A 24014-nucleotide genomic window follows, 5' to 3' on the forward strand; every position below is an offset into this window, starting at 1 on the left:
GGAGATAGCGATGAGAGTGTTGAAGTTTGGCGGGTCGTCACTGGCCGATGCAGAGCGTTTTTTACGGGTCGCCGATATCGCGGTGAATACCCACGGCCAATCCCAGGTTGCCCTGGTGCTGTCGGCACCGGCCAAGGTGACCAACCACCTGGTGGCCCTGGTGGAGCAGACCAGCCGCGGCATGGATGCCAGCAGCACCCTGTTTGAGATCAACGGCATCTTCTCCCGCCTGCTGGCCGGCTTGAAGGCAGCCTATCCGGCGCTGGATGACAAGGCGCTGCAGGCCCGTCTCACCAGCGAACTGGATCAGGTGGAGCGGCTGATGCAGGGGATCCGCCTGCTGGGGCTCTGCCCGGACAACGTGCAGGCTCGCATCCTGAGTCGGGGCGAGAACCTCTCCATCGCCTTCATGCACGAACTGCTTCGGGTGCGCGGCCTCGAGCTGGACGTCATTGTGCCAGAAGAGCTGCTGGTGACCGACGGCGGCTACCTCGAAGCTCACGTCGACATCGAAGCCTCCCGCCTGCGCTTCGCCGCCAAGGGCCTGCGCTCCGACTGTCTCTACCTGATGCCGGGCTTCACCGGTGGCAGCGACAAGGGCGAAACCGTGCTGCTGGGCCGTAACGGCTCCGACTACTCCGCCGCCGTCCTGGCCGCCTGTGTCGATGCGGAGTGCTGCGAGATCTGGACCGACGTCGAGGGCTGCTACAACTGCGACCCGCGCCTGGTGCCGGACGCTTACTTACTGAAAACCCTCTCCTACAAGGAGGCGATGGAGCTCTCCTACTTCGGTGCCAAGGTACTGCACCCGAAAACCATCGCGCCGGTGGCCCAGTTCCACATTCCCTGCCTCATCAAGAACAGCTTCAACCCGCAGGGGCCGGGCACTCTGATTGGCGTCGAGCAGGGGGATGACGACCTCAAAGTGAAGGCCATCTCGGATCTCTCCGGCATGTGCATGTTCAACGTCTCCGGCCCCGGCATGAAGGGCATGGTGGGCATGGCCGGCCGCATCTTCTCCGCCGTCTCCCGCGCCGGAGTCAGCATCGTCCTCATCACCCAGTCATCCTCCGAGTACAGCGTCAGCTTCTGTATCCACAGCTATGACTGCGACAAGACCCGCAAGGTGCTGGAGCGCGAGTTCGAGCTCGAATTCAAGAACCAGCTGCTGGATCCGCTGGAGATCATGCAGGATCTCGCCATCATCTCCCTCATCGGTGACGGCATGCGCACTTCCAAGGGGATGGCGGCCCGCTTCTTCACCTCGCTGGCGCAAGCCTCCATCAACATCGTCGCCATTGCCCAGGGCTCGAGCGAGCGCTCCATCTCTGCGGTGGTGCGGGATCGCAAGGTGGCGGAAGCGATCAAGGCCTGCCACCAGAACTTCTTCGGCAGCCAGCAGTTCATCGACTTGTTCGTGGTCGGCGTCGGCGGTGTCGGCGCGGCGCTGGTGGATCAGATTGCCCGCCAGCAGCCGGTATTGGCCGAACAGGGCACTGGCCTGCGGGTAGTGGGCATCGCCAACAGCCGCCAGATGGCGGTCAACAAGGATGGTCTGAACCTCGCCAACTGGCGTGAACAGCTGGTGGAGGCCCGCGACAGCTTCAGCCTGGAAGCGGTGAAGAAGCTGGTGGAAGAGAGCCACCTCATCAACCCGGTGATCGTCGATTGCACCTCCAGCGAGGCCATCGCCGTCCAGTACGCCGACTTCCTCGCCGCCGGTTTCCACGTGGTCACCCCGAACAAGAAGGCCAACACCGGGTCGCTCGATTACTACAAGGCGCTGCGTCGCACCGCCCGCCAGACCCGTCGCAAGTTCCTGTACGAGACCAACGTGGGCGCCGGTCTGCCGGTCATCGAGAACCTGCAGAACCTGATCAAGGCTGGCGACAAGCTGCGTGCCTTCGACGGCGTGCTCTCCGGGTCGCTCTCCTTTATCTTCGGCAAGCTGGACGAGGGGATGGCCTTTTCCGACGCCACCAAGATTGCCCGTGGCAACGGCTTTACCGAGCCGGATCCGCGCGACGATCTCAACGGCATGGACGTGGCCCGCAAGCTGCTCATTCTGGCTCGCGAGGCCGGCATGGCACTGGAACTCTCCGATGTGGAAGTGGAGCAGGCCCTGCCGCCGGGCTTTGACGTGAGCGGCGATGTGGAATCCTTCATGGCCCGCCTGCCGGAGGCTGACGGCTGGTTCCGCGACCAGTTTGCGGCTGCGCAAGCTCAGGGCAAGGTGCTGCGCTACGTGGGTTCCATCGAGGGTGGCAAGTGCAAGGTCGCCATCAAGGCGGTCGGTGCCGACGAGCCGCTGTTCAAGGTCAAAGACGGGGAGAACGCGCTCGCCTTCTTCTCTACTTACTACCAGCCGATCCCGCTGGTGCTGCGCGGCTATGGCGCCGGTACCGAAGTGACCGCCGCGGGCGTCTTTGCCGACGTGCTGCGCACCCAGAACTGGAAGCAGGAGTTGTAAGCATGAGTTCAGACATGTACCAGAGCAGCAGCGTGGTGGCCTATGCCCCCGCCTCCAGCGCCAACCTGAGCGTGGGATTCGATGTACTGGGGGCGGCGCTCGCCCCCGTGGATGGCTCTCTGCTGGGAGATCGGGTCCAGGTGAAAGCCGCCGATGTGCCGTTTGCCCTCTCCTCCGTGGGCCGTTACGCCCACAAGTTGCCGGCTGACCCGAAAAAGAACATCCTCCATGACTGCTGGCTCGCCTATGGCGAGGCGCTGGAGAAGCGGGGCCTTGGTCTCAAGCCGCTCGAGATGGTGCTGGAGAAGAACCTGCCGGTGGGCTCGGGTCTGGGTTCCAGCGCCTGCAGCGTGGTGGCGGCACTGGAAGGCCTCAACGCCTTTCACGGCGCCCCCCTCAATGAACACGAATTGCTGCTGCTGATGGGGGAGATGGAAGGCAAGATCTCCGGCTCCGTCCACTACGACAACGTCGCCCCCTGCTATCTGGGCGGCATGCAGCTGGTGCTGGAAGAGCACGGCGTCATCAGCCAGGGCATCCCGGTGTTTGAGCAGTGGTACTGGGTGGTCTGCTACCCGGGCACGGTCGTCTCCACCGCCGCCGCCCGCGCCATTCTGCCGGCCCAGTATCGCCGCCAGGATTGCCTCACCTATGGCCGCCGGCTGGCCGCCTTCGTGCACGCCAGCTACACCGGGCAGGAGGGGTTGGCGGCGAGCGTGCTCAAAGACGTGATTGCCGAGCCCTACCGCGCGGCGCTCATTGAAGGTTTTGCCGAGGTGCGGGCCCAGGCCGCCCAGAACGGGGCGCTGGCCACCGGCATCTCGGGCTCCGGCCCCAGCGTGTTTGTGGTGATGAAGGATCTGGCCCAGGCCGAGCGGATGAAAGAGTGGATGGACGCACATTTCGTGCAGAACGAAGATGGATTTGCCCGGGTTTGCAAACTCGACATGGCCGGGGCACGGGTAACAGGAAGCGAGCTATGAATCTTTACAATATCAAGGACAAGAGTGAACAGGTGAGCTTCGCCCAGGCGGTGCGTCAGGGCCTGGGCCGTGAGCAGGGTCTGTTCTTCCCCGAGCAGCTTGAGCCGCTGGCCGATGTGGATGCCCTGCTGGAGTTGCCGCTGGTGGAGCGCTCCGCCCGCATCCTCAGCCACCTGCTGGGGGACGAGGTGGCCGCGCCTCAGGTACACGAGCTGGTCAAGGCTGCTTTCACCTTCCCGGCACCGCTGGTGAAATTGAAAGATGGCACTTATGCCCTCGAGCTATTCCACGGCCCGACCCTGGCGTTCAAGGACTTCGGCGGCCGCTTTATGGCTCAGTGCCTTGCGGCGTTCAGAACCAACGACAAGATCACTATCCTCACCGCCACCTCGGGCGACACCGGCGCCGCCGTGGCCCACGCCTTCTACGGGCTGGAGGGGATCGAGGTGGTGATCCTCTACCCGAAGGGCAAGATAAGCCCGCTGCAGGAGGCGCTGTTCTGCACCTTAGGGGGCAACATCCGCACCATCGCCATCGACGGCGACTTCGATGCCTGCCAGGCGCTGGTGAAGCAGTCCTTCGATGACGAGGAGCTGAAAAAGGCCATTGGCCTGAACTCCGCCAACTCCATCAACATCAGCCGCTTGCTGGCCCAGGTTTGCTACTACTTCGAGGCGCTGGCCCAGTTGCCGAAAGCCGATCGCGCCAAGGCGGTCATCAGCGTGCCGTCCGGCAACTTTGGCAACCTCACCGCGGGTCTTATCGCCAAGGCGCTGGGGCTGCCGGTGAAGCGCTTTATCGCCGCCACCAACGCCAACGATACCGTGCCGCGCTACCTGAAATCCGGCCAGTGGGATCCGCACCAGACGGTGGCGACCCTGTCGAACGCCATGGATGTGAGCCGCCCCAACAACTGGCCACGAGTAGAAGAGCTGTGCCGTCGCAAAGGCTGGGCGCTGGAGACCCTGGGGTCAGGCATGCGTGACGATGCCCAGACTCGCGATGCGTTGCAGCGCCTGCACCGGCTGGATTACCTGTGCGAACCCCACGGCGCCATCGCCTGGGATCTGCTGGGTGAACAGCTGGCCGAGGACGAGGTAGGGGTGTTCCTCTGCACCGCTCATCCGGCCAAGTTCAAGGAGTCGGTGGACGAGATCCTGGGGCTGGACGTGCCGCTGCCGGGGCCGCTCGCCAAGCACGCCGTGCTGCCGCTCTTGTCCCACAACCTGCCGGCGGAGTTTGCTCGGCTAAGGGCCTTCCTGCTCGGTTAAGTTGATTGCCAATCCCCCGACCTCGGGGGATTTTTCTATCCGTTGCTTTCTATTCATGACAGGGCGGGCAAGCCGCCCCCTATAAGGAGTGAAGATGAGTCAGCATCCCCTTCGAACTCTCATCGAGACCTGCGACGCCGCCATCTCCCGGCGCGATTTCGACGCCCTGATGGCCTTCTACGCCGAGGACGCCGCCCTGGTGGTCAAGCCCGGTATGGTGGTGCGCGGCATTCCCGCCATCCGCCGCGCCTTTACGGCCATCTCTGATTACTTTCAGGGGCAGCTCAAGGTGGAGCAGGGCGCCATGGAGGTGATCGAGGGGGCCGACAATGCCCTGGTGATCATGGAGACCCGGCTCAATTACCCCGATGGTCAGGGGAGCCTGACTGAGGAAACCCGCCGCGCCACCTATGTGTTTCGCAAAGAAACCGATGGGCAGTGGCGCTGCACCATAGACAACTCCTACGGCACTGCGCTGCTGGCAGCGTTGGGCCCCGCGCCTTCTGCCTGAACGCTCCCGGGGGCTATCCCAGAGTGAGGGCTGCTACAAGCCCCCGAATGGCAGGCAATCAGCAAGCTGCTGATATAGATAGACTTGTTAGAGGTTGCTGTGGTGCGGCGCCGTTTTGTTGCAGGTTTTCTCCGCCATAGTGGCGGCGCGCAGAAGAATAAAAATCGTGGGAAAAAGCCGCCGATGGGGAGTCCCTTGACCAGCCGTTCGGTGGCTGTTAATCAGGGTGCTGCATGAAGCCATCATGGACGAACAAGGTCGGCACCCTGCTCAGGGTTGGCGGCCGATGGCCGGATAATAACGGATCAGGGAGCAAACCATCATGTGGCCGTACCGAAGAGTCGTAACGCAATCCCTCAAGACCCCTCTGGTGATCGCCAGGGTGCTGGTTTATATCGCACTGTTAATCTTGTTGCCGCTGCCCTTGAGCATCTTCTCGGATTCTCTGGTCGGTGGCGCAATTGTTGTTCCTTACGCCGTCTCTGTGCTGCCTGTCAGCGTCGGGTTGATCATCATCTCCGGCTTTATGGCCATCCTGATCGCCAGGGTGGAGGCGCTCAAGAACCGCTGATAGCGAGCACCGGCGCAGACAGTTGCCCGCCAAACAGGATAAACAGGAAATAAAAATCCCCCGAGCGCGGGGGATTTTTATTGCTTCGATAGCGTGCTGCTTAATTGGCTTTGCCAATCACCTGAGGGCTCGCTTCGCAGAAGTCGTAACCGTCACAGTACTGCACCTGATAGACATACTCCTTGCCCGGGATCAGAGGATTCTGGTCGCCATTGATGTCGATATAGCGATCGTCGTTGATACCGAGTCTGGCCAGCTCGACAAAGTTCTGATCTTGAGGCTTGTCGAGTTTCTCGGCGCGGGAGATGCGGGTGTATTTAAGCTGACGGGTCGTGATGGCGCTGTTGTCGGCATTGCTCCAGGCGAGCTGGACTTCGCTGACCAGATCATTGCTGGCCTTGATCCCGGCAGGCTGGCTGAATCTTGGGTACTGCACCTTGATGGTGGAGCTGGCGATGCGCAGTCTAAGGCTGGTCAATGAGTCGAAGGAGGCAATATTGCTGCCGCACAGCGAGAGATATTTCGGCATCGCTTTGTCATATTTCGGCTGATCCTGTCCGTCGTAGAAATGCATCGAGAGCTGGGTATCGCCGCTGGAGTAAGAGGTCGCCCGTTCGATGTTCTTGCGCTGGGACAACATGAAGTTGTCGGGTGATCTGCCGGCCCCGACGGAAAGGGTCATAAAGGTATAAGAGTCGCTGGTGGAGGGCTGATAGAGATTATTGGTGCCCCGCAGGGAGTAGCTGCGATATTTCGGGTCCGAATACATGTAGGAGTAGAGATCCATGGTACCGGCAGAGGCACCTCCTTCCGCATTGACGCCGGTGTCATTGAAGTTGTGTCCGAACAGCAGGGTCGCGCCTTGCGGGGTATTGAGGCGATACATCTGGCAGCCATCAATGATCCGCTGGTATTCCAGTGTGGCGAAGTGGTGGGCAATGGTCTGTTCGGCCATGGCAGGTGCAGCCAGCATGGTCAGAGCGGCGAAGAAAGCGCGTTTCATATTGTCGAGTCCCGAATAAAAAAGAGCGCACAGTCTAGATCAAGTCAGTCATCAATTGTGCTCCATATGGGTATTGAATTGCCTCTCTCGACTGGTTTTCATACGAGGCTTTTTGTGGGTGAAAATTCAGCGGCATAGCTGCGTGAACCCGGTCATGGCGGTTGACCAGCCCGCACTCGCCGGGTTAGCCTCTTGGCTCCTTTGATATATGAGTACTTCCTCCGATGCGCATTTAACCTGTCCGCACCCCGCTTTTGATTCCTCTCCCGTCCGGGAGATCGGGTGCGTCTTACCGTGACAGGTTGATGCTGATTCCTCTGTTTTTTTCCATTTGTGGACACGTGTCCCTGTCATTTGGCTTGGCTCTTGGCCTGCGGCTTCCGTATTGGCCCACAGGAGTTCAGATGACCCATATCGCATGTCATATCAACGCCTTGCAGCTGCCGTTCGGCGCCTGCACTGCGCCCCTTACCTTCACTTTGCCCGCTGCGGGCTGCACCCTGATCGGCCGCAACGGCATCGGCAAGAGCTTGCTGCTGGAACTGCTGACGGGCCAGCGCCGCGCGGCTTCTGGCAAGATTGAGTGGTTGACCCCCATCAACTGGCTGTCCCAGTTTGCGCCCGCGCAGGATTATGCCGACGGAGCCAGCGTGGCCGACGTGATCGGCTGGGGCGAGCCGCTGCGGGCCCTTGAGCGCATCGAGCAGGGGAGCTGCGCCCTGGACGATTTCGAGCTGCTGGCTGATCGCTGGAACCTGCGCAGCGATCTTGCCGACCTGCTGGCAGAGGCGGGCCTCAGACTCGATGCCCATGCCCCGGTCAGCACCCTGAGCGGCGGCCAGCTCACCCGCTTGCGCCTGCTGGCGCTGTTTGCGAGATCTGCTCACTTTCTGCTGCTCGATGAGCCGGACAACCACCTGGATGCCAGTGGCATTGCGTGGTTGAGCCAGCGATTGGCCAGCCACAGTGGTGGCTATCTGCTGGTAAGTCACGACCGGCGCCTGCTTAATCAGGGGAGCCAGATCCTGGAGCTGGGTGAGCAGGGGCTGCAGAGTGCCAGCCTCTCGTTTGAGGCATTTTTGGCGCAGCAGGCCGAGCTGCAGGCAGCCCACAGCGCCCGGCTGGCGCAGGCGGAGCGCCGTGAAAAGGCGGCGGCGCGCAGCGTGCAAAAGGTGCGCGAACAGGCGGCCAGACGAGCCAGTCAGGGGCGGCGCGAGCGCGGCTCCCAGGCCAGGATCCTGCTCGATTTCAAAGCGGAACAGGCGGGCAAATCCCTTGGCAAGATGCTGGATCGCCATGAGCGGGGCCACAGTGCCCAGGTGGAGGCGCGCGCCGAGGCGGCGGCCGCGCTGGCGGCGGTGCAGCCGCTTGTCATGCAGTGGCCGGCGAAAAGCGATCGCAAGGGGGCGGCCCAGCCGCTGGTGATCACGGCGGCGCGCCATAGGCGCTGGCATGATCAGCAGGTAGATCTGGTGCTGCAACGGGGGGCTCGCTGTCTGTTGGCCGGTCGCAACGGCAGCGGCAAGTCGAGCCTGCTGCAGATGCTGCGCAGTGAGTTGGCGCCCGAGGCGGGCAGCTTTCGCATCAATGGCCGGATGGCGTGTCTCGATCAGGGGCTCAGCCTGATTGCGCTAGACCTCAGTCCGCTGGCCAACCTGTTGGCTGCGGCGCCAACACTCTCCGAGAGCGAGGCAAGAACCCGGTTGGCGGGCATAGCACTGCGCGGCGCTCGCGCCCTGGCGCCCAGCCATGGGCTGAGCGGTGGCGAGCGGCTAAAGCTGGGCCTCTTGATGGTGCTGGCGCAACTGCCCGACCTGTTGCTGCTGGACGAGCCGGACAATCATCTGGATCACCCCTCGCGCCAGCTGCTTATTCAGGTGCTGGCCGACTATCCGGGCACCCTGCTGCTGGTCTCCCACGATCCCGAGTTTGTAGCCGGGGTGGGGATTGAAAGGGAGTATTGCTTGGAGGGGGAGGAAGGCTAACCAACTACGCTTCCATTGCTTGTCCAAGGGGAGTGCGAGGGGCTGCTTTTTAAACAACAAGCCCCTCAGTAGAGTGGAAGATAAATTACATTTAATAATGATTTAATTCGTACTGAAAGAAAAGAGGGAATATAAAGCGTAGGTGTTGCCAAAATATTATTGGCATGCGGCATTGACTAATATTGGTGATGCGGTATCGACAAACCATTTTGTTGCAACTTGAGTAACTGTTTTATTATGTGTCAGACGATCACCATTTAAACTATATGTTATGGTTATTAAACGACCTAAGTTGTCGACCATACTTTCCGCTCGATATAAGTCATTGATATTGTTTGTAGGTACGAAATCAATTACCCCATCTTTGTTATAGTATTCAGATGTCTGAGATGCTACTCGTGCATAAACATAATTTTCTTTATATGCTACAGCTGTAGGGGTTATAGATACATGCCATGATGTATTTGTTTGTTGATTTTCTCCATCAACAACCACTTTTACATCATAACCGTTTTTCACATAATTCAAGAGTGAGCATATATTACCATGGGTGACATTTCCTTGAATATCTGATTTATAGGCAAGGTGCCAGTCCGCATGGGACAATATTGGAGTTAAGAGAAAAATGACGTAAATTATTTTTTTCATATGTTACACCTGACAAAGTAAATTTTTTAATTAATTCCAGCGTGATGCATCCTAATACAGGAAAACAACACTGTCGCCCGTGGATTACAGCTGCCAAAATGCTCCATTAACCAGCGAGGGCTGCAGCTCATCACGGATGAATAGGCACCGGATGGCTATGTTAAGCCAATCGAATCTGGTCTCACCAGTCAAAAATTGACGTAACTATCAGGAATATCTGCGTTTTATGCGCCAGCTCAAAAAATGGCAGAGACAGATAGCGGGATTCCTATGGCCCTTGATTTGATTGGGGTCGGCGAGCATCGCGGGGCCGATGGGGTTGGCTTGCTGTTGAGGCGGAGCTGGCCGGGGACAATCCCGCTTAGCCAATCGGCGCTATAGTGCGGCTATGGTGCCCTGTGCTCCGTGGCCCTTGCTGGCAAGGCGGGGGATCTGCGGCAACAATCAGCTGTTGTCATAACAGTTACTTGCAATCAGATCATCATGCAAACAGGTCACCATGCCAACACATCACAATAAGGAACGTCATATGAAGCGTATTGCCATCCTGTTCGGCCTGCTCTGCGGCAGCGTGTTGCTGGCCAATCCGGTCTTTGCCAACGATGCTGCTCAGTTGCAGTGCGAGGCGCAGGCCGCGGCCAAAAAACTGGCGGGCGCCGCCAAGACCAGCTTTGTCGGCAAGTGCGTGAAAGATGCCGCCGGCGCTGTGAGCGGCGAATGCGAGAAGGCGGCCGCCGACAAGAAGCTGGCCGGCGCGGCCAAGAACAGCTTTATCCAGAAGTGCGTGAAGACGGGCGCGGCGATGGATCCGGCGGCCAGGTGCGAGAAGGCGGCGGCCGACAAGAAGCTGGCGGGCGCGGCCAAGAACAGCTTTGTCCAGAAGTGCGTGAAGGATAGCGCCGCCAAGTAAGGGGTTTTCTTGTCGGGTGTGTTTGCGGGGGGCCTGATGGCCCCCCGCGCTATTTTGGGGCGCAGGGGTTATCGCTGAACGGGTGACGCAAGGACAGGGTAGGGCTGGGTTGGGTTGTGCGGAGGCAGATAAGCGGCGGTGAAGGGGGGCAAGCTGGGGTGGCCTCGGAGAAGTTGTCGGAACTGGGATCTCGATCGGGGCAACAGGACTTTTGTCCTGCAAGGGGCGGCTGGGCGGGGGCTAGGATGCCCTCATCCACACGAGTCAAACTGGAGCACAACAACAATGACCGCTCATATCAATGCCAACCCGGGCGATTTCGCCGAGACCGTCATCATGCCGGGGGACCCGCTGCGGGCCCGCTATATCGCCGAGACCTTTCTGACCGATGCGCGCGAGGTGACCAATGTGCGCAACATGCTGGGCTATACCGGCTACTACAACGGCCAGCGCATCTCGGTGATGGGCCACGGCATGGGGATCCCCTCCATGGTGCTCTACGCCCACGAGCTGGTGAACGACTTCGGGGTCAAGCGGATCATCCGCATCGGCAGTTTGGGGGCGACCCAGCACCACGTGCAGATGCGTGACGTCATTCTGGCACAGGCGGCGGGCACCGACTCCCCGACCAACGCCAAGCGCAGCGCCGGTTACCAGATGGCCACCTCGGCCGACTTCGCCCTGCTGCACAAGGCGTTTACCAAGGCGCAGGAGAAGGGCATTCCGGTCAAGGTGGGCAATATCTTCACCGGCGACCTCTATTACGATCCGGACGAAAACCTCATTCCGGCGCTGGAGAAGTTTGGCGTGCTCGGCATCGACATGGAGGTGGCCGGTCTCTACGGGCTGGCCCATCAGCAGGGGATCGAGGCGCTCGCCATCCTGACGGTCTCCGACCACTGCCTGACCGGTGAAGAGACTACTGCCGAGGAGCGGCAACTCTCCTTCAACCAGATGATCGAGCTGGCGCTGCACACCGCGCTGTAAGCGCCGCAGCCCGCCCAACCCTGCACGCACCCTGACCCTATGAGAGATCCAATATGAACAATAAGCTCTCCCTCACTGCCATCAGCTTCCTGGCCAACTTCGTGATGGCCGGTTTTGCGACCCAGTTCGGCATGCTGATCGATCCCATCGCCGCCAAGTTTGGCGCCGACGTCAATCAGGTGGCCTCCATCTTCTCCCTGCTCAACGGCGGGGCGCTGGCGGGGACCATTGCCGCCTTCTTCCTCATCGAGAAGGTGGGGCTCAAGCGGATGACACTGATCTGCTACGGCCTGATCGCGCTGGCGGCGGCCGCGCTCCATCTGACCGGCTCGCTCTATGTGGTGATGGCGGCCATGACGGTGATCGGCCTGTGCGGCGGGGTGGGGCTCTGCATTGCGGGGACCCTGGTGGTGAGCGTCTGGCAGGCGCGGATGCAGAGCACCATGCTGGTGGTGCAGGATGCCACCTTCAACGTGGCCGGGGTGGTCTTCCCGCTTGTCACTACCTACACCCTGACTCACGCCATGGCGTGGAGCTGGAGCTATCTGGCGGTGGGCGTGGTGGCGCTGGCGACCATGCTGGTGGCGGTGCTGACCAACTTTCGCAGTTGCGAGGCGGGCGGCGAGAGCGCCGGCAACGAGCACTCGGAGTGGAACCTTGGCATCATCAGCGGCGGGTTGGGGCTTTTTCTGGGCATGCTGGCGCTCTACACCTTCCTCACCTGGGCGCCCATGTTCGTGAAGAACAAGTTCGGCATCCCCTTCGAGGAGGCGGGCAATATCATCACCCAGTACTGGACGGCGGCCCTGCTCGGTGCGCTGGTCTCGACCGCCATCGTGACCCGCATTGCGATCCGCACCTTCCTCTTGGTGATCATCACGCTGGCGATGGGGATGACGGCGCTTATCGTCACCACCGACAACCTGAGCCAGTTGCCCTACCTCACCTACGGTTACGGCTTTGTCTGCGCGGCCCTCTACAACGCCTTTATCGCCTACGGGGTGTCGTTTGTGCGGCAGGCATCGAGCAAGAACGTCTCCTACATCCTCATCAGCGGCAGCGCGGGGGCCATGTTCAGCCCGGCCATCAGCGCCATGTTCGAGCAGGTGATCGGCTTGCAGGCGGTGATGTACGCCATCCCGCTTATCTACGGCGTGATCCTCGCCATGCTGGTGGCCTCGCTGCGCATGGCTCGGCCCCAGCCTTGTCTCGCCTGAGCGGGGAGTAAACAGCAAGAGGGGCGCTATAAACCGCCCCTCTTTTTTGTTGCTGTTCCGCTTGTTGCTGTTCCGCTTGTTGCTGTTCCACTTGTTGCTGTTCAGGCGGCGACTGATGCCCGCGACTTATGGTTGCTCCAGAAAAGCCTTGAGCCCAGCCAGATCGCGGATCTGCAACCCCTCCTCACCGCGCTCCACCCATCCTTTGTCCATCAGCTCTTTCACCGCCCGCCGGTAGACCCTGTCCGTGGTGCCGAAACGTTCCGCCTCCTGATACCCCTTGCGAAAGCCGCTCACCGGGTTGTGGTGGCAGTGGCTGTGATAGAGGTCGAGGGCGATGTTGTAGCTGATGGGGTAGAGCATGCGGCAGGTGAAGATATCCACCGTGTCCTGATAGTCGATGGCAATGGCGGTGGCAAAGAAGAGTGCCACCTTGGGGTGGGCGACCAGCGCCTGTTCCAGCTGCTCGCCGTCGATGCGGGCCACTTCCAGCGGCTCCTCGGCGATGATGTCGAGCTGGCAGCGGTAGCCGGTGAAGAACTCCATCTCGCCAAACAGCTGGTGGTCGCACTCCAGGGTGCCGAGCTGAAAGCGGCGGCCATTCATGGCGGTGTGGCCCATGGCGATGCGGCCGCTCTTGACCAGCACCAGATCCCGCAGCGGTTCGCCCTGGCGCATCAGGGGCTCCCCCTCGGGGATCAGGCGCCGCTCCGTGATGCAGGAGCTGACCACCTGTTCGATGAGATCGTGGCCGGCTTGCCAGTGGGGCTGAAAGCGCCCCTTGAGAAGGGGTTTGAGTTGCATGATGTGCGCGCCTGCTGAAAACAAACGGCTATTACACACCCTGCCGCTGGCAGACTCCAGTCTAGAGAGGCCGCGGGTCGGCACTGGCATGCGAAGGTGTGACGGGGATCGGGCTGGCAGGACTGGGGTGGACACGGCTGGAGCGGATACGGTTGGAGCACTGCCCCGCGCCATCCGGCCCAGATAATCAGACCGGGCTCAGGGCGCCGGCATTGGTCTGCTCGAGGCTGGCGAGGGCCGTGCGCAGCCGGGCCAGCCCGATGGGCTTGTAGAGGCAGTCGTCCATGCCGGCGGCCAGGCAGAGTTCCCGCTCGCGCGCTGTGGCGTGGGCGGTAAAGCCCCAGATTGGCAGGGTATGGCCGCGGGCGCGCAGGCGGCGGGTCAGCTCGAAGCCATCCATCAGCGGCATCTGGCAGTCGGTGATGACGAGATCGAAGGGCTGGCTCTGGCTGGCCTGCAGCGCCTCGGCGCCGTTGCCGCGCACGCACACCTCGTGGCCCAGGTGCTTGAGCTGCTGGCGCAGCAGCACCTGGTTGGCGTGGTTGTCGTCCACCACCAGCACCCGCAGCCGGGTTGGCGCAACCGGCCGGGGGGAGGGCACAAGCAGTGGCCCGGCCGGCGGTGACGCGGCGCCGAGAGGCTCGTGGGGGGCGGCCAGCGGGGTGAGCGGCAGCCGGATCCTGAGCTCGGTGCCGCTGCCAAGCTCGCTGCTGACCGCTATCTTGCCCCCCATCAGCTGACACAGCATGCGGGCGATGTTGAGGCCAAGGCCGGTGCCGGCGAACTGGTAGGGGTCGTGGGCGCGGTAGAAGGGGCTGAACAGCCTAGGCAGCTTGTCGGGGGCGATGCCCACCCCGCTGTCGCGGATGATGAGGTGCAGCAGCGGCTGCTCCGTGCTCCCCGTGAGGCTGGCCTGCAGGCTCACCTCCCCCCGCTCGGTGAACTTGATGGCGTTGCCGAGCAGGTTGAAGACAATCTGGCGCAGGCGTAGCGGGTCGATGAGCACCCGCGGCAGGGGGGGCAGCTCGACCCGGTAACCAAGCCCCTTCTGCTGGGCCATCCCCTTGCAGGCGCGGGCCACCGAGTGGAGCAAGGGCGCCAGCTCGCACGGCTCGGGGGCCAGGGTCAGCTGGCCCGCTTCGATGCTGGAGATGTCCAGCACATCGCCGATGAGATCGAGCAGGCCGTTGGCGGATTCGGAGGCGATGCGCAGCTGCTCGCCGGTGTGGCGGGCGAGGGCGGGATCCTGGCTCGCCAGCTCCAGCATGCCGAGAATGGCGTTCATGGGGGTGCGGATCTCGTGGCTCATGGTGGCCAGAAAGTCGCTCTTGGCCCGGCTGGCGCGGTCGGCCTGCTCCTTGGCGCGGCGCAGCGCCTCCTCCATGGTCTTGCGTTCGGTGATGTCGATCCAGCCGTTGATCACCCCGCTGATGGCGCCGCGGTAGTCAAAGTAGGGCACCATCCAGTGGTAGACGAACTGGCGCGGGCCGCGCTGGCTGAAGATGCGATCCGACAAGATGGGGCTGCCGCTTCGCAGCACCTGCTGAAAATCCTGCTCCAGGGCGGCGATGGCCTCGGCGCCAAGCAGCCCCTTGAGCCCCTCGGCAAACGAGGTGCCGAGCACCCGCTCGATGGGGGCGTTGAGGGTGGCCAGGTACTTGCTGTTGCAGAGGATCACCTTGCCCCCCTTGTCGCGCACCACTATGGGGTGGGGCAGGCTCTCGCCGAGCGCCTCGATGAAGCGCACGTGCTCCTCCAGCTGGCGGCGGGAGGCCTGCTCCGAGCGAGCCAGCCGGTTGAGCATGCGGTTGCGGTAAAACAGCAGCAGGGCGACGGCGCACAGCCCCGCCAGCAGCAGGTAAAAGTAAGGGGCGTTGCGCTCCATGAAGGTGGGGGCCGGCAGTTTGCGGTTGCGCCACTGGTAACTCATCATCGCCAGCTCGTTGGGGGCGATGGAGAGGATGGTCTTGTCGATGATGTCCATCAGCATCCGGTTGGCGGGCAGGCCGGCAAAACCCATCCGGATGGGCTGGTCGTCGGCGGGGCCGGCGATGCGGATCTGCTGAAGCCTGCCCCCCTCCACCGCGTGCTGGGCAAAATAGAGCGGCACGATGGCGGCATCGAGGCGCCCCTCGTTGACCGCCGCCATCGCCTCGTCGGCGCTCTCCAGAAAGCTCACCTGGCTGTCGGCAAGTCCTCTGGCGATGGGGTTGTAGATGGTGCTGCCCACCCGTTTGCCGGCGAGCTGTGCCAGATCGCCGCTTAAGGCATCCCCCTTGCGGGCCACCAGCACATAGATGTCATCGGTGGCGTAGGGCAGGGAGGGGCGCAGCCGATAGCCCTCGGCCACCGGGCGGGAGATGGCACCGATAAGATCCAGCTCCCCCTTGAGCAGGGCCTCCTTGCGCGCCTGCTCCGAGCCGTAACTGACGAACTCGAAGCGCAGGCCGGAGCGCTTGCTGATCTTCTCCAGCATCTCCACCGACATGCCGGTGAGCTGGTTGTCGTAGTCGCGCACCCCGTAGGGGTAGAGGTCGTCCATCAGCCACACCTTCACCGGGCCGGCGCTGGCGAGCCAGGCGCGCTCCTCGCGGCTGTAGAGATCGCTGGGGCGCTCGACGATGTCGCGGATGGGGCCGTTCCACTGGTTGAAGATGAGGCTGCGGGTAATGTCGCTCACCCCCGCGAGAGCGTGATTGAGCAGCGCCAGCAGCCGGGGATTGTCGGCCGAGACCGCGAAGCGAAAGCCGTCCGCCGCAATGGCGGGCTGCGCCTGGCTGCGCTGGCGGATCTTGTCGAAGCGCTCGCTGTTGAGGTAGTGCAGGGAGTGGGGGTCGCTTAGCAGCAGCGGCTCGTGGCCGAAGAAGACCGCATCGAAGGCCGCCACGTTGGAGGGGTAGTTGACCAGTACCAGATCCGGGTAGTAGCGCTTGAAGGCGGCCTCGTTCACGTAGCCCCGCACGGTGGCGACCCGCTGGCCCGGCAGCAGCAGCGGCCCCTGTTCGGCAGCGAGGGCCGAGAAGACGGGGGCACTGCTGAAATAGCGCTGGCTGAGGGCGATTCCCGCCTGGTCGGGGCCGCTCAGGCTGAGGTTGCCGAGATTGACGAGGTCGAGATCCCCGGCCCGCAGCGCCGCCAGCGCGCTGCGCGTGTCGTTGAATGCCCGCAGTTTCACCGGTTTTTGCAGCGCCCTGGCCAGGATGTCGAGGTAGTCGGCGGCGATCCCCTCGAAGTGATCATCGGGCCCGATCATGGCGAACGGGCGATAGTCGTGGCGCAGCACGCCGACCCGCAGCGTCGTCATTTCGGCGAGCCAGGGCTGGTCAGCCGTGCTGGCGGGCGCCGGGGGGCTTTGCAGGTAGGGGCGACTGTGCAGGGTGAGCGCCTGGGCGCAGAGGGGCAGCAGCAGGCAGAGCAGCAGCAGGGGTCGGATCAGGTTCATTGCCAGATTGTGCCCCTCCCGCCGGTTGGATGGTGATCGAAAGCGGCGATTCTACCGAAGAGCGGCGCACAATGAACCTTTAATCAGCAGTTTGTCAGTGCAAACGGCAAGGCCGCTGGCGGGGCGGGACTCGCCAGCGGCCCGCTCTTACTCCTGATTTGGACTGGGGCAGGCACGGCAGAGGACTCATCCCCCCTCGCCATCGGCGGCGACTCTGGCCCGTCCTGCCTCTTTGGCCCGGTAGAGCTGGCGGTCGGCCGCCTCCAGCAGCTGTTGCGGCGTGCCGGTCTGGCTGGGGATGGCACAGACCACGCCAAGGGAGATGGTTACCACCCTGGCCACCTCTGAGGCGAGGTGCTCGATGGCCAGCTCGCGCACGGCGTTGCACATGCTGTCGGCGAGATGGACGGCGCTGGCCAGGGGGGTGTTGGGCAGCACGCAGGCAAACTCCTCACCGCCGTAGCGGGCCACCAGATCGTGCGGCCTGCCCAGCCGCTCGGCCAGCACGGCGGCGATGGCCTGCAGGCAGTGATCGCCGGCCTGATGGCCATAGCGGTCGTTGTAGCGCTTGAAATAATCGACATCGAGCATGATGAGGGAGAGGGGGGTGTTGTCCCGGCAACCCTGGCGCCACTGCCGCGTCAGCTCATCATCGAACTGGCGCCGGTTCGGTATGCCGGTGAGGCCGTCGAGCATGGCCAGGTTGCGCAGCAAGTCCCCCTGCAGCTTGAGGGTGATGTGGGTCTTCACCCTGGCCCTGACGATGTTGGGGCTGATGGGCTTGCTGATGAAATCCACCGCGCCGAGGGCCAGGCCGTACTCTTCGTCCGTCTCCTCCTGCTGGGCCGTGACGAAGATGACGGGAATGTCCCGGGTGTCGGGATCCGCTTTGAGTTGCTGGCAGACTTCGTGGCCGCTCATGCCGTCCATGATGACGTCCAGCAAGACAAGGTCGGGCAGCAGGCTGCGGCAGAGGGCAAGTGCCTGCTCCCCGCTGGTGGCCATGAAGATCTCGCACTCTTCGCGAAAGAGCTGGTGCAGCAGCCTGATGTTGATCGCCTGATCATCGACGATCAGCAGTTTGGGGCGACGGTTGGTGGGCAGGTTCCAGGGGACCATCTTGGGCTCCATCATTGGTTGACGCACAGGGATTTCCCCAACTTGAGGGCGGCGTCGAACTCCAGATTCTCGATCAGGCCGGCAAACTGGTGAAAGGCGGCGTGCAACTGCGGCGGCGTCTTGGGCGCCAGGGCCTCGGTCAGCTCGACCGCCGCCAGATTGCCATCTTCCAGCAGCGTCAGGATGCGCTGCATGGCCTCCCGCCATTCGGCGAGGGACAAGGCATCATCGGCCGGCGGTGCGGTGGTATCGGGGGGCGGGGCGAAGGTTTTGTCGAGGCTCTCCAGGCTGAGCCGCACCGTCTCCTGCAACAGCTGCAGCCAGCCGGCGTCAGCCAGCAGCGCTGCGGCCTGCGACTGGTCGGCGTGGAGCAGGGCCTGCTCCTGCGCCTTGGCCAGGGTGGCCAGTCGGCAGGCCCCCATGGTGCTGGCACTGCCCTTGATTGCGTGCAATATGCGACAGGCCTCCGTGACCTGGCCAGCGGCGATGGCCTGGTGCAAGGCCTCCAGCTGTTCTGCCATGTCGGGGCCGAACAGGCCCAGGATCCGTTGCAGCAGCTCGATATCGTTGTCAAAACGCTGGCGTATGACGGATTCCGCTTCCAGCAGGGCTTCGCTGGCTGCGGGGGACGGGGGCTGGGCAAGGGCTGGCTGGCCAGCCTTGCCAAGCTGGGCCAGCAGGGTGGAGACCAGCTGTTCGAGGGCAATGGGCTTGCCCACATGCTCATTCATGCCGGCAGCCAGGCAGAGCTGGCGATCCGCTTCCGAGGCGTTGGCGGTCATGGCGATGATGGGCAGGTTGGCAAACTGCGGGTGGGCCCGGATCTGGCGGGTGGCCTCCAGCCCGTCAATATCCGGCATCTGCATGTCGATCAGCACGGCATCAAACGAGGGGGCTTGCTGCAATACCATGGCCACCCCGTCCCGCCCGCATTCGGCCAGCAGCACCCTGGCCCCTTCGCAGCTCAACAACTCGCAGGCAACCTGGCGGTTGAGCAGATTGTCCTCCACCACCAGCAGGGTGAGACCACTCAGCCGGCGGGTGTGCTGGGCAGGGAGTGCGGGCGCGACGTCCTGGCCATGGAGGGCCTGATAGATGGCCTCTGCCAGCTGCTTGGGAGTCACGGGTTTGGTCAGCAGGCTGACGAAGGGGGTGGCGCCCGACTGGTGCGCCTCGGTGAACACCTCGTGGCCGTAGGCGGTGACCATGATGACTCCGGGGGCTGGGTCTTGCCCGGCCTGTTGCCGGATCTGGGCGGCGGCGTTCAGGCCATCCATGCCCGGCATGCTCCAGTCCATCAGCACTATGTCGAAGGGACGGCCCAGAGCACGGGCCTCGCCGACCCGGCGGACGGCCTCGGCCCCCGAGTGGACCAGCTCGGCCTGCCAGCCGAGCTGCAGCAGGGTGCGTTGCAGCAGCTCTGCCGCCAGCTCGCTGTCGTCGACCACCAGAATGTAGGGTGGCGGTGCCAGATCCGGGCAGGCCTCCTTGAGAGACTGGGGGGCGGCCTGTGCCAGGGTGATGTCGAACCAGAAGCGGCTGCCACGGCCAGGTTCACTCTCGACCCGCAGCTCTGCCCCCATCAGCTTGAGCAGGCGTTTGCAGATCACCAGCCCCAGCCCGGAGCCGCCGAAGCGACGGGTGGTGGAGGCCTCGGCCTGGGTGAAGCTCTCGAAGATGCGCTCCAGCTGGTGGGCGCTGATGCCGATGCCGCTGTCGGTGACGGCCACGCGGATGGTGACCGTCTGCTCATGGCGGGCCAGCAGCACCATGGTGATCACCACCTGGCCCTTGATGGTGAACTTGAGGGCATTGCCCGCCAGGTTGGTGAGCACCTGCTGCAGGCGCATGCTGTCACCGATCAGGAGATTGGGCAGGTGGGGGTCGATATCGAACATGACCTCGATCTCTTTCTGGCGCTGGTTGCCGTCCAGTACGATGGCCAGGTCCCGCATCAGCAGCTCGATGTCGAAGGGGTGCAGATCGAGCTGCAGCTTGCTGGCCTCGATCTTCGAGTAGTCGAGAATGTCGTTGAGCAAGCCCAGCAGGGAGTTGGCCGCCGAGTGCGCCTTGACCACATAGTCGAGCTGGCGGGCGGTGAGCTCGGTGTACTGGATCAGCTGCAACATGCCGAGCACGGCGTTGAGGGGGGTGCGGATCTCGTGGCTCATGTTGGCGAGGAAGGAGGACTTGGTCTGGCTGGCGGCATCTGCCTGCTCCTTGGCATAGAGCAGGCGGGACTCCAGCTCGGTCTGGGCTGTGATGTCACGGTTGAAGCCGATGACGCGCAGCGCCTGACCGCTGCTGTCCCGCTCCACTTTGGCCCCGGCCTGGATCACCCGGTGATCGCCGTTGTCCTGCATCACCCGAAAGACGGGGTCGTAGATGCCGGTGCCGGCCACGGCGCGGTTCAGGCTGGCGGTGGTGGCCGCCAGATCGTCCGGGTGCACCCGGTTTGCCCAGTGCTGGTAGTTGAGCCCCTCCTCCCTGAGCGTCAGCGGCAGATCGTAGAGCTCGAACATGCGGTTGTTCCAGCTCAGGGCGTTGCTGCCGAGCTCCCATGACCAGATCCCCAGCTCGGCCACGTCGGCCGCCATCTGCAGCTGATCGCGGGTCGACAGGATCTCGTTGCGCTGGGCCAGCTGCTGGGTCATGTCGGTCATGATGCAGACGAACATGCTGGAGCCCGCCGCCTGCATCCGGCCGATCGACATCTGCAGCGGGAACTCGCTGCCATCGCGCCGCCGCCCGATAAACTCCCTCTCCATCAGGGCGGCCAGCTGACTGTCGCTGAGGGCACCGAGGGGAGCTTCACCCAGCGCGTGCTCATCGCTGCTTTGCAACAGGGTCTGCACCTGTCGGCCCTGGATCTCGCCGGCCTGATAGCCAAAGGCGGTCTGACCGGCCGGGTTGAGGGAGTGAATGCGGCCGTCAGGATCCATGGTCATGATGGGGTTGACGGCGGTGTCCAGGATGGCGCGGGTGATCTCGAGACTCTCGGCCAGCTTCTTCTCGGCCGCCTTGCTGTCGGTGATGTCCAGGCCGATGCCAAGGTAGCCCCGGCTGATCCCCTGTTCATCACGGATGGCGGTGATCACCAGGGTGACGGGGAAGCGGCTGCCATCCTTGCGCACATAGGTCCACTCCCGGCTCTCCGCCCCTTCCCGTTCCGGCTTGTAGACGAACACCTGGAAGCCGCTGATCTCCTCGCCGTACTGGGCGCTGAGCTCGACACCGCGGGCCTGCATCTCGTCGCGGGTGTGGAAGATGCCGGGGGTCTCCTTGCCGACCACGTCGGCGGCGCTGTATCCCAGCAGCTGCTCGGCCCCCTCGTTGAACAGGGTGATGGTGCCCTCCAGGTCGGCCGCTATGATGGAGATTGCCGAGGCGGAGCGCAGGACGTTGCTCAATAACACGTTGATCTTGCTCAGCTCAGCCGTGCGCTCTGCCACCTGATGTTCCAGATTGGCGTTGAGCTCCAGGATCTTGGCCTCTGCCTGCTTCTGGGCCGTGATGTCCCGGATGGTCTCTGAGGTGCCGACCAGCTTGCCCTGATGGTCATAGATGGGGGCGATGGAGATGGAAAGATCCAGCAGATGGCCGTCCCTGTGCCGACGCCGGGCGGAGAAGCTCGGGATCCGGACGCCCTGCCTGAGGTCGGCGAGCAGCGCCTTCTCGCTGGCGCTGTCGTGATCCGTCTGAAACAGCGCACTGTCGGTACGGGTCAGCGCCTCGCCGGCCGGGTAACCGAACAGATCTTCGGCCCCCTTGTTCCAGCTTACGATGACGCCGTTCAGGGTCTTGGCGATGATGCCGTCACTGGCACCGGCCACGATGGCGGCCAGCCTGGCCTGTTCCTCAATGAGTTGCAGACGTTGCTGTTGCCCCTGAGCCCGCATGCGCGCGAGCAGGGTGAGCAGCAGAGTGAAGAGGCCGCCGGTGAACAACACCACATAGGGGGAGGTCTGGTTGAGCTGTGCCACGAACAGGGGGTGGGCGTCGAGCCTGATCTGCCAGCGGCGGCCATGAATTTCCCGCTCGGCGGCTCTGGACATGGTGATGTGGTGCGGATTGCGCGACTCGTGGTCGATGGCACTGGTATAGAAGGGCTGGATATGCCGGGGGTCGGTCACATCGATCAGTCTGATGTGAAAGGCCGGGCTCTCCAGATGCAGGGCGTCCAGCAACTCTTCCATCAGCAAGGGGGTATAGCTCCAGCCAAACCCGGCGGCCTCTCGCTCCTCGGGAGTCGCTGGAGTGGTCACGGTGCGGTAGATGGGCATCAGCATCAGAAAGGATTGCCTTGGCTTGCCCGTGGCCTGTACCAGGGTGATGGGGGGCGTCAGCCGTACCTCACCGCTGCGGATAGCGGCGAGGGCCGCCTCACGGCGCGAGGGCTCCGAGGCGATGTCCAGCCCGATGGCCGCCTTGTTGCGTGATAGCGGCTCGATAAACTGGATGATGAAATGTTCACCCCGATAGGGCGAGAGCAGCTGAAGGGTAAAACCTGGCCTCCCATCTCGCCGGGCACGCTGGATGAAGTCGTCGAGCTCGGCATCCTTCACTCGCCTGATGAAGCCAAAACCGCGGGCACCGGGGAATTCACTGTCCACATCCCTAGTCAGGCTGTAACGAACGAAGTCCTCGTTGTCGAAGGCATGTTCGCCGGCGGTCAGGATGGCGCCGCGTACCCCTCTGAGACCGTACTGATACAGATCGAGTCGCGCCTTGACGGTATCTGCGACGTGCTCCGTGGCCGCCGTGATGCTGGCTTGCACCTGCTTGTCATTGCTGTAATGGAGGAAGAGGGTGCCGAGCAGGGAGAGCAGCAGGCCGATGAGCAATACCAGGCCTGCACTGCGGTTCAACCCTAAAAAGGGGTGGTGATTGCGCAAGCTGAAGCCTCCTTGCCTCGCTGATGACGTAGAACACACCCGATACGACTATTGAGTCGCGTTAATGCATTGAAAGTAAACCCTGATATCTCGCATTCAAAACGCAGAGCGCGAAGGGGGGCGCTCTGCGTCGATCCCAAGTGGTATCAAATGAGTTGCAACATAACTTAGCATTAATCGCAGGCGTTTGTATCCGATTCTCCTGCTCGTCACCTTGGCCTGAACGGCCGCCGCGTCTATGCAAAGCGGTAGGAGCCCATGTAGAGGCTGCCACCATCCCAGCTGTCGTGCAGCTTGACCGGCTTGTCCTGGCCGGCGGCGCCGAGTGCCACGAACAGCGGGCGCAGGTGATCGTCGTGAGGGTGGGATTCCACCGCCCCCGGCGCGCGGGCGCGGTAATCTTCCAGCGCCGCTCTGTCGCCCTCGGCCATGGTCAGCTCCAGCCAGTCGACGAAACTGCGGGCCCAGCCCGGCACCGGCGAGTTTTCCGGCCCCAGCGCCCGCAGGTTGTGGGTGATGGCGCCGGAGGCCAGGATGCCGATCCCCTGGGCACGCAGCTGCTGCAGCGCCTCCCCCAGCTGCCACAGCTGGCGCGGGGTGAAGCTGGCCGGGATGGAGAGCTGCACCAGCGGGACGCTGCTGGCGGGATCCATCAGCGAGAGCGGCGACCAGACCCCGTGATCCAGCTCGCGGCGCACCGGCTCGGCGGGCAGGCCCGCCAGCAGCAGCTGGTCGCTCACCGCTTCCTGCAACCAGAGCGGGCTGCTGGCCGGCCAGCGGATGTGGTAGAGCGGCTCGGGGAAGCCGTAGAAGTCGTACATCAGGGCCGGATTGGGCTCGACGTTGATCTGCAGCTCGCTGCGGGTAAACCAGTGGGCCGAGATGACCACCAGCCCCTTGAGAGCGCCAAGGCGCAGACTTTTGAGGAAATGGGTCGCCGGCTGGTCGCGCAGAACCAGATCCGGGGCGCCATGGGAGATGAACCAGACGGGGGCGATAGACATGACAGACTCCATATGCGTTGTACCGGTGCGAGGCGCACCGAAAACGGTGGGCCAGGGCGACATGCCGCTGACGATATGGTCATTATCTGCCCCGAAATTTGAGTTAACAATCCGGCTTTATGAATAAGCACTGTTCACTATTGGTTGATAGTGATGGGTGGGAAGGAGGGGAGAGCACCAATAACAAGGCCGGC

16 protein-coding genes are annotated in these 24014 nt (G+C 62.9%); 9 read left to right on the plus strand and 7 right to left on the minus strand.

Going from position 1 to position 24014, the window contains the following annotated elements:
- Positions 1 to 10: 10 nt before the first annotated feature.
- From thrA to CK627_RS10710, 5 genes are all read left to right on the plus strand, one after another.
- Entirely contained in the window at positions 11 to 2470 is a 2460-nt protein-coding gene (gene thrA / locus CK627_RS10690; protein WP_095592310.1) for a bifunctional aspartate kinase/homoserine dehydrogenase I, read from the plus strand.
- Positions 2471 to 2472: 2 nt separating this feature from the next.
- On the plus strand, positions 2473 to 3453 hold the full coding sequence (gene thrB / locus CK627_RS10695) for a homoserine kinase (RefSeq protein ID WP_017786359.1): 981 nt from the start codon (positions 2473 to 2475) through the stop codon (positions 3451 to 3453).
- A complete protein-coding gene (thrC, locus tag CK627_RS10700) occupies positions 3450 to 4724 on the plus strand; it encodes a threonine synthase (RefSeq protein WP_095592311.1) in 1275 nt (424 codons plus the stop codon). The genes thrB and thrC overlap by 4 nt, the downstream gene beginning before the upstream one ends.
- A gap of 94 nt (positions 4725 to 4818) precedes the next feature.
- A complete protein-coding gene (locus CK627_RS10705) occupies positions 4819 to 5235 on the plus strand; it encodes a YybH family protein (protein WP_095592312.1) in 417 nt (138 codons plus the stop codon).
- A 322-nt stretch (positions 5236 to 5557) separates the two neighbouring features.
- Positions 5558 to 5806 carry a hypothetical protein gene (locus CK627_RS10710; protein WP_010633338.1) on the plus strand — a complete coding sequence of 83 codons (249 nt, stop codon included), beginning with the start codon at positions 5558 to 5560 and terminating at the stop codon, positions 5804 to 5806.
- A gap of 100 nt (positions 5807 to 5906) precedes the next feature.
- Here the strand turns inward: CK627_RS10710 and CK627_RS10715 are convergent, their stop codons facing one another.
- Positions 5907 to 6809, minus strand: coding sequence for a hypothetical protein (locus tag CK627_RS10715; RefSeq protein ID WP_095592313.1), 903 nt, complete (start codon positions 6807 to 6809; stop codon positions 5907 to 5909).
- Positions 6810 to 7213: 404 nt separating this feature from the next.
- Here CK627_RS10715 and CK627_RS10720 point away from each other — a divergent pair, with 404 nt between their 5' ends.
- On the plus strand, positions 7214 to 8794 hold the full coding sequence (locus tag CK627_RS10720; protein ID WP_095592314.1) for an ATP-binding cassette domain-containing protein: 1581 nt from the start codon (positions 7214 to 7216) through the stop codon (positions 8792 to 8794).
- Between the two features lie 156 nt (positions 8795 to 8950).
- Here the strand turns inward: CK627_RS10720 and CK627_RS22570 are convergent, their stop codons facing one another.
- Positions 8951 to 9442: a hypothetical protein gene (locus CK627_RS22570; RefSeq protein ID WP_157737171.1), complete on the minus strand. Its 492-nt coding sequence runs from the start codon at positions 9440 to 9442 to the stop codon at positions 8951 to 8953.
- 529 nt (positions 9443 to 9971) lie between these two features.
- Here CK627_RS22570 and CK627_RS10725 point away from each other — a divergent pair.
- The 3 genes from CK627_RS10725 to tsgA all read left to right on the plus strand — a co-directional run bounded on the left by CK627_RS10725 (position 9972) and on the right by tsgA (position 12556).
- On the plus strand, positions 9972 to 10352 hold the full coding sequence (locus tag CK627_RS10725) for a hypothetical protein (RefSeq protein WP_167385316.1): 381 nt from the start codon (positions 9972 to 9974) through the stop codon (positions 10350 to 10352).
- Positions 10353 to 10637: 285 nt separating this feature from the next.
- Complete coding sequence (deoD, locus tag CK627_RS10730; RefSeq protein ID WP_095592316.1) at positions 10638 to 11339, plus strand: purine-nucleoside phosphorylase; 702 nt, start codon at positions 10638 to 10640, stop codon at positions 11337 to 11339.
- Between the two features lie 53 nt (positions 11340 to 11392).
- Entirely contained in the window at positions 11393 to 12556 is a 1164-nt protein-coding gene (gene tsgA, locus CK627_RS10735; RefSeq protein ID WP_095592317.1) for an MFS transporter TsgA, read from the plus strand.
- A gap of 126 nt (positions 12557 to 12682) precedes the next feature.
- On the opposite strand, the gene CK627_RS10740 is transcribed toward tsgA, so the two are convergent.
- The 5 genes from CK627_RS10740 to CK627_RS10760 all read right to left on the minus strand — a co-directional run bounded on the left by CK627_RS10740 (position 12683) and on the right by CK627_RS10760 (position 23820).
- Complete coding sequence (locus CK627_RS10740; RefSeq protein WP_043159657.1) at positions 12683 to 13360, minus strand: Crp/Fnr family transcriptional regulator; 678 nt, start codon at positions 13358 to 13360, stop codon at positions 12683 to 12685.
- Positions 13361 to 13547: 187 nt separating this feature from the next.
- Entirely contained in the window at positions 13548 to 16802 is a 3255-nt protein-coding gene (locus tag CK627_RS10745) for a response regulator (RefSeq protein WP_095592318.1), read from the minus strand.
- Between the two features lie 186 nt (positions 16803 to 16988).
- Positions 16989 to 17921, minus strand: coding sequence for a diguanylate cyclase (locus tag CK627_RS10750; RefSeq protein ID WP_095592319.1), 933 nt, complete (start codon positions 17919 to 17921; stop codon positions 16989 to 16991).
- Positions 17922 to 17932: 11 nt separating this feature from the next.
- Positions 17933 to 22816 (minus strand): PAS domain S-box protein, encoded by a 4884-nt coding sequence (locus tag CK627_RS10755; RefSeq protein WP_095592320.1) that lies wholly within the window; start codon positions 22814 to 22816, stop codon positions 17933 to 17935.
- 236 nt (positions 22817 to 23052) lie between these two features.
- Positions 23053 to 23820, minus strand: coding sequence for a DODA-type extradiol aromatic ring-opening family dioxygenase (locus CK627_RS10760; protein ID WP_095592321.1), 768 nt, complete (start codon positions 23818 to 23820; stop codon positions 23053 to 23055).
- Between the last annotated feature and the right edge of the window lie 194 nt (positions 23821 to 24014).

The organism is Aeromonas dhakensis, assembly GCF_002285935.1.
Taxonomy (GTDB): Bacteria; Pseudomonadota; Gammaproteobacteria; order Enterobacterales; family Aeromonadaceae; genus Aeromonas; species Aeromonas dhakensis.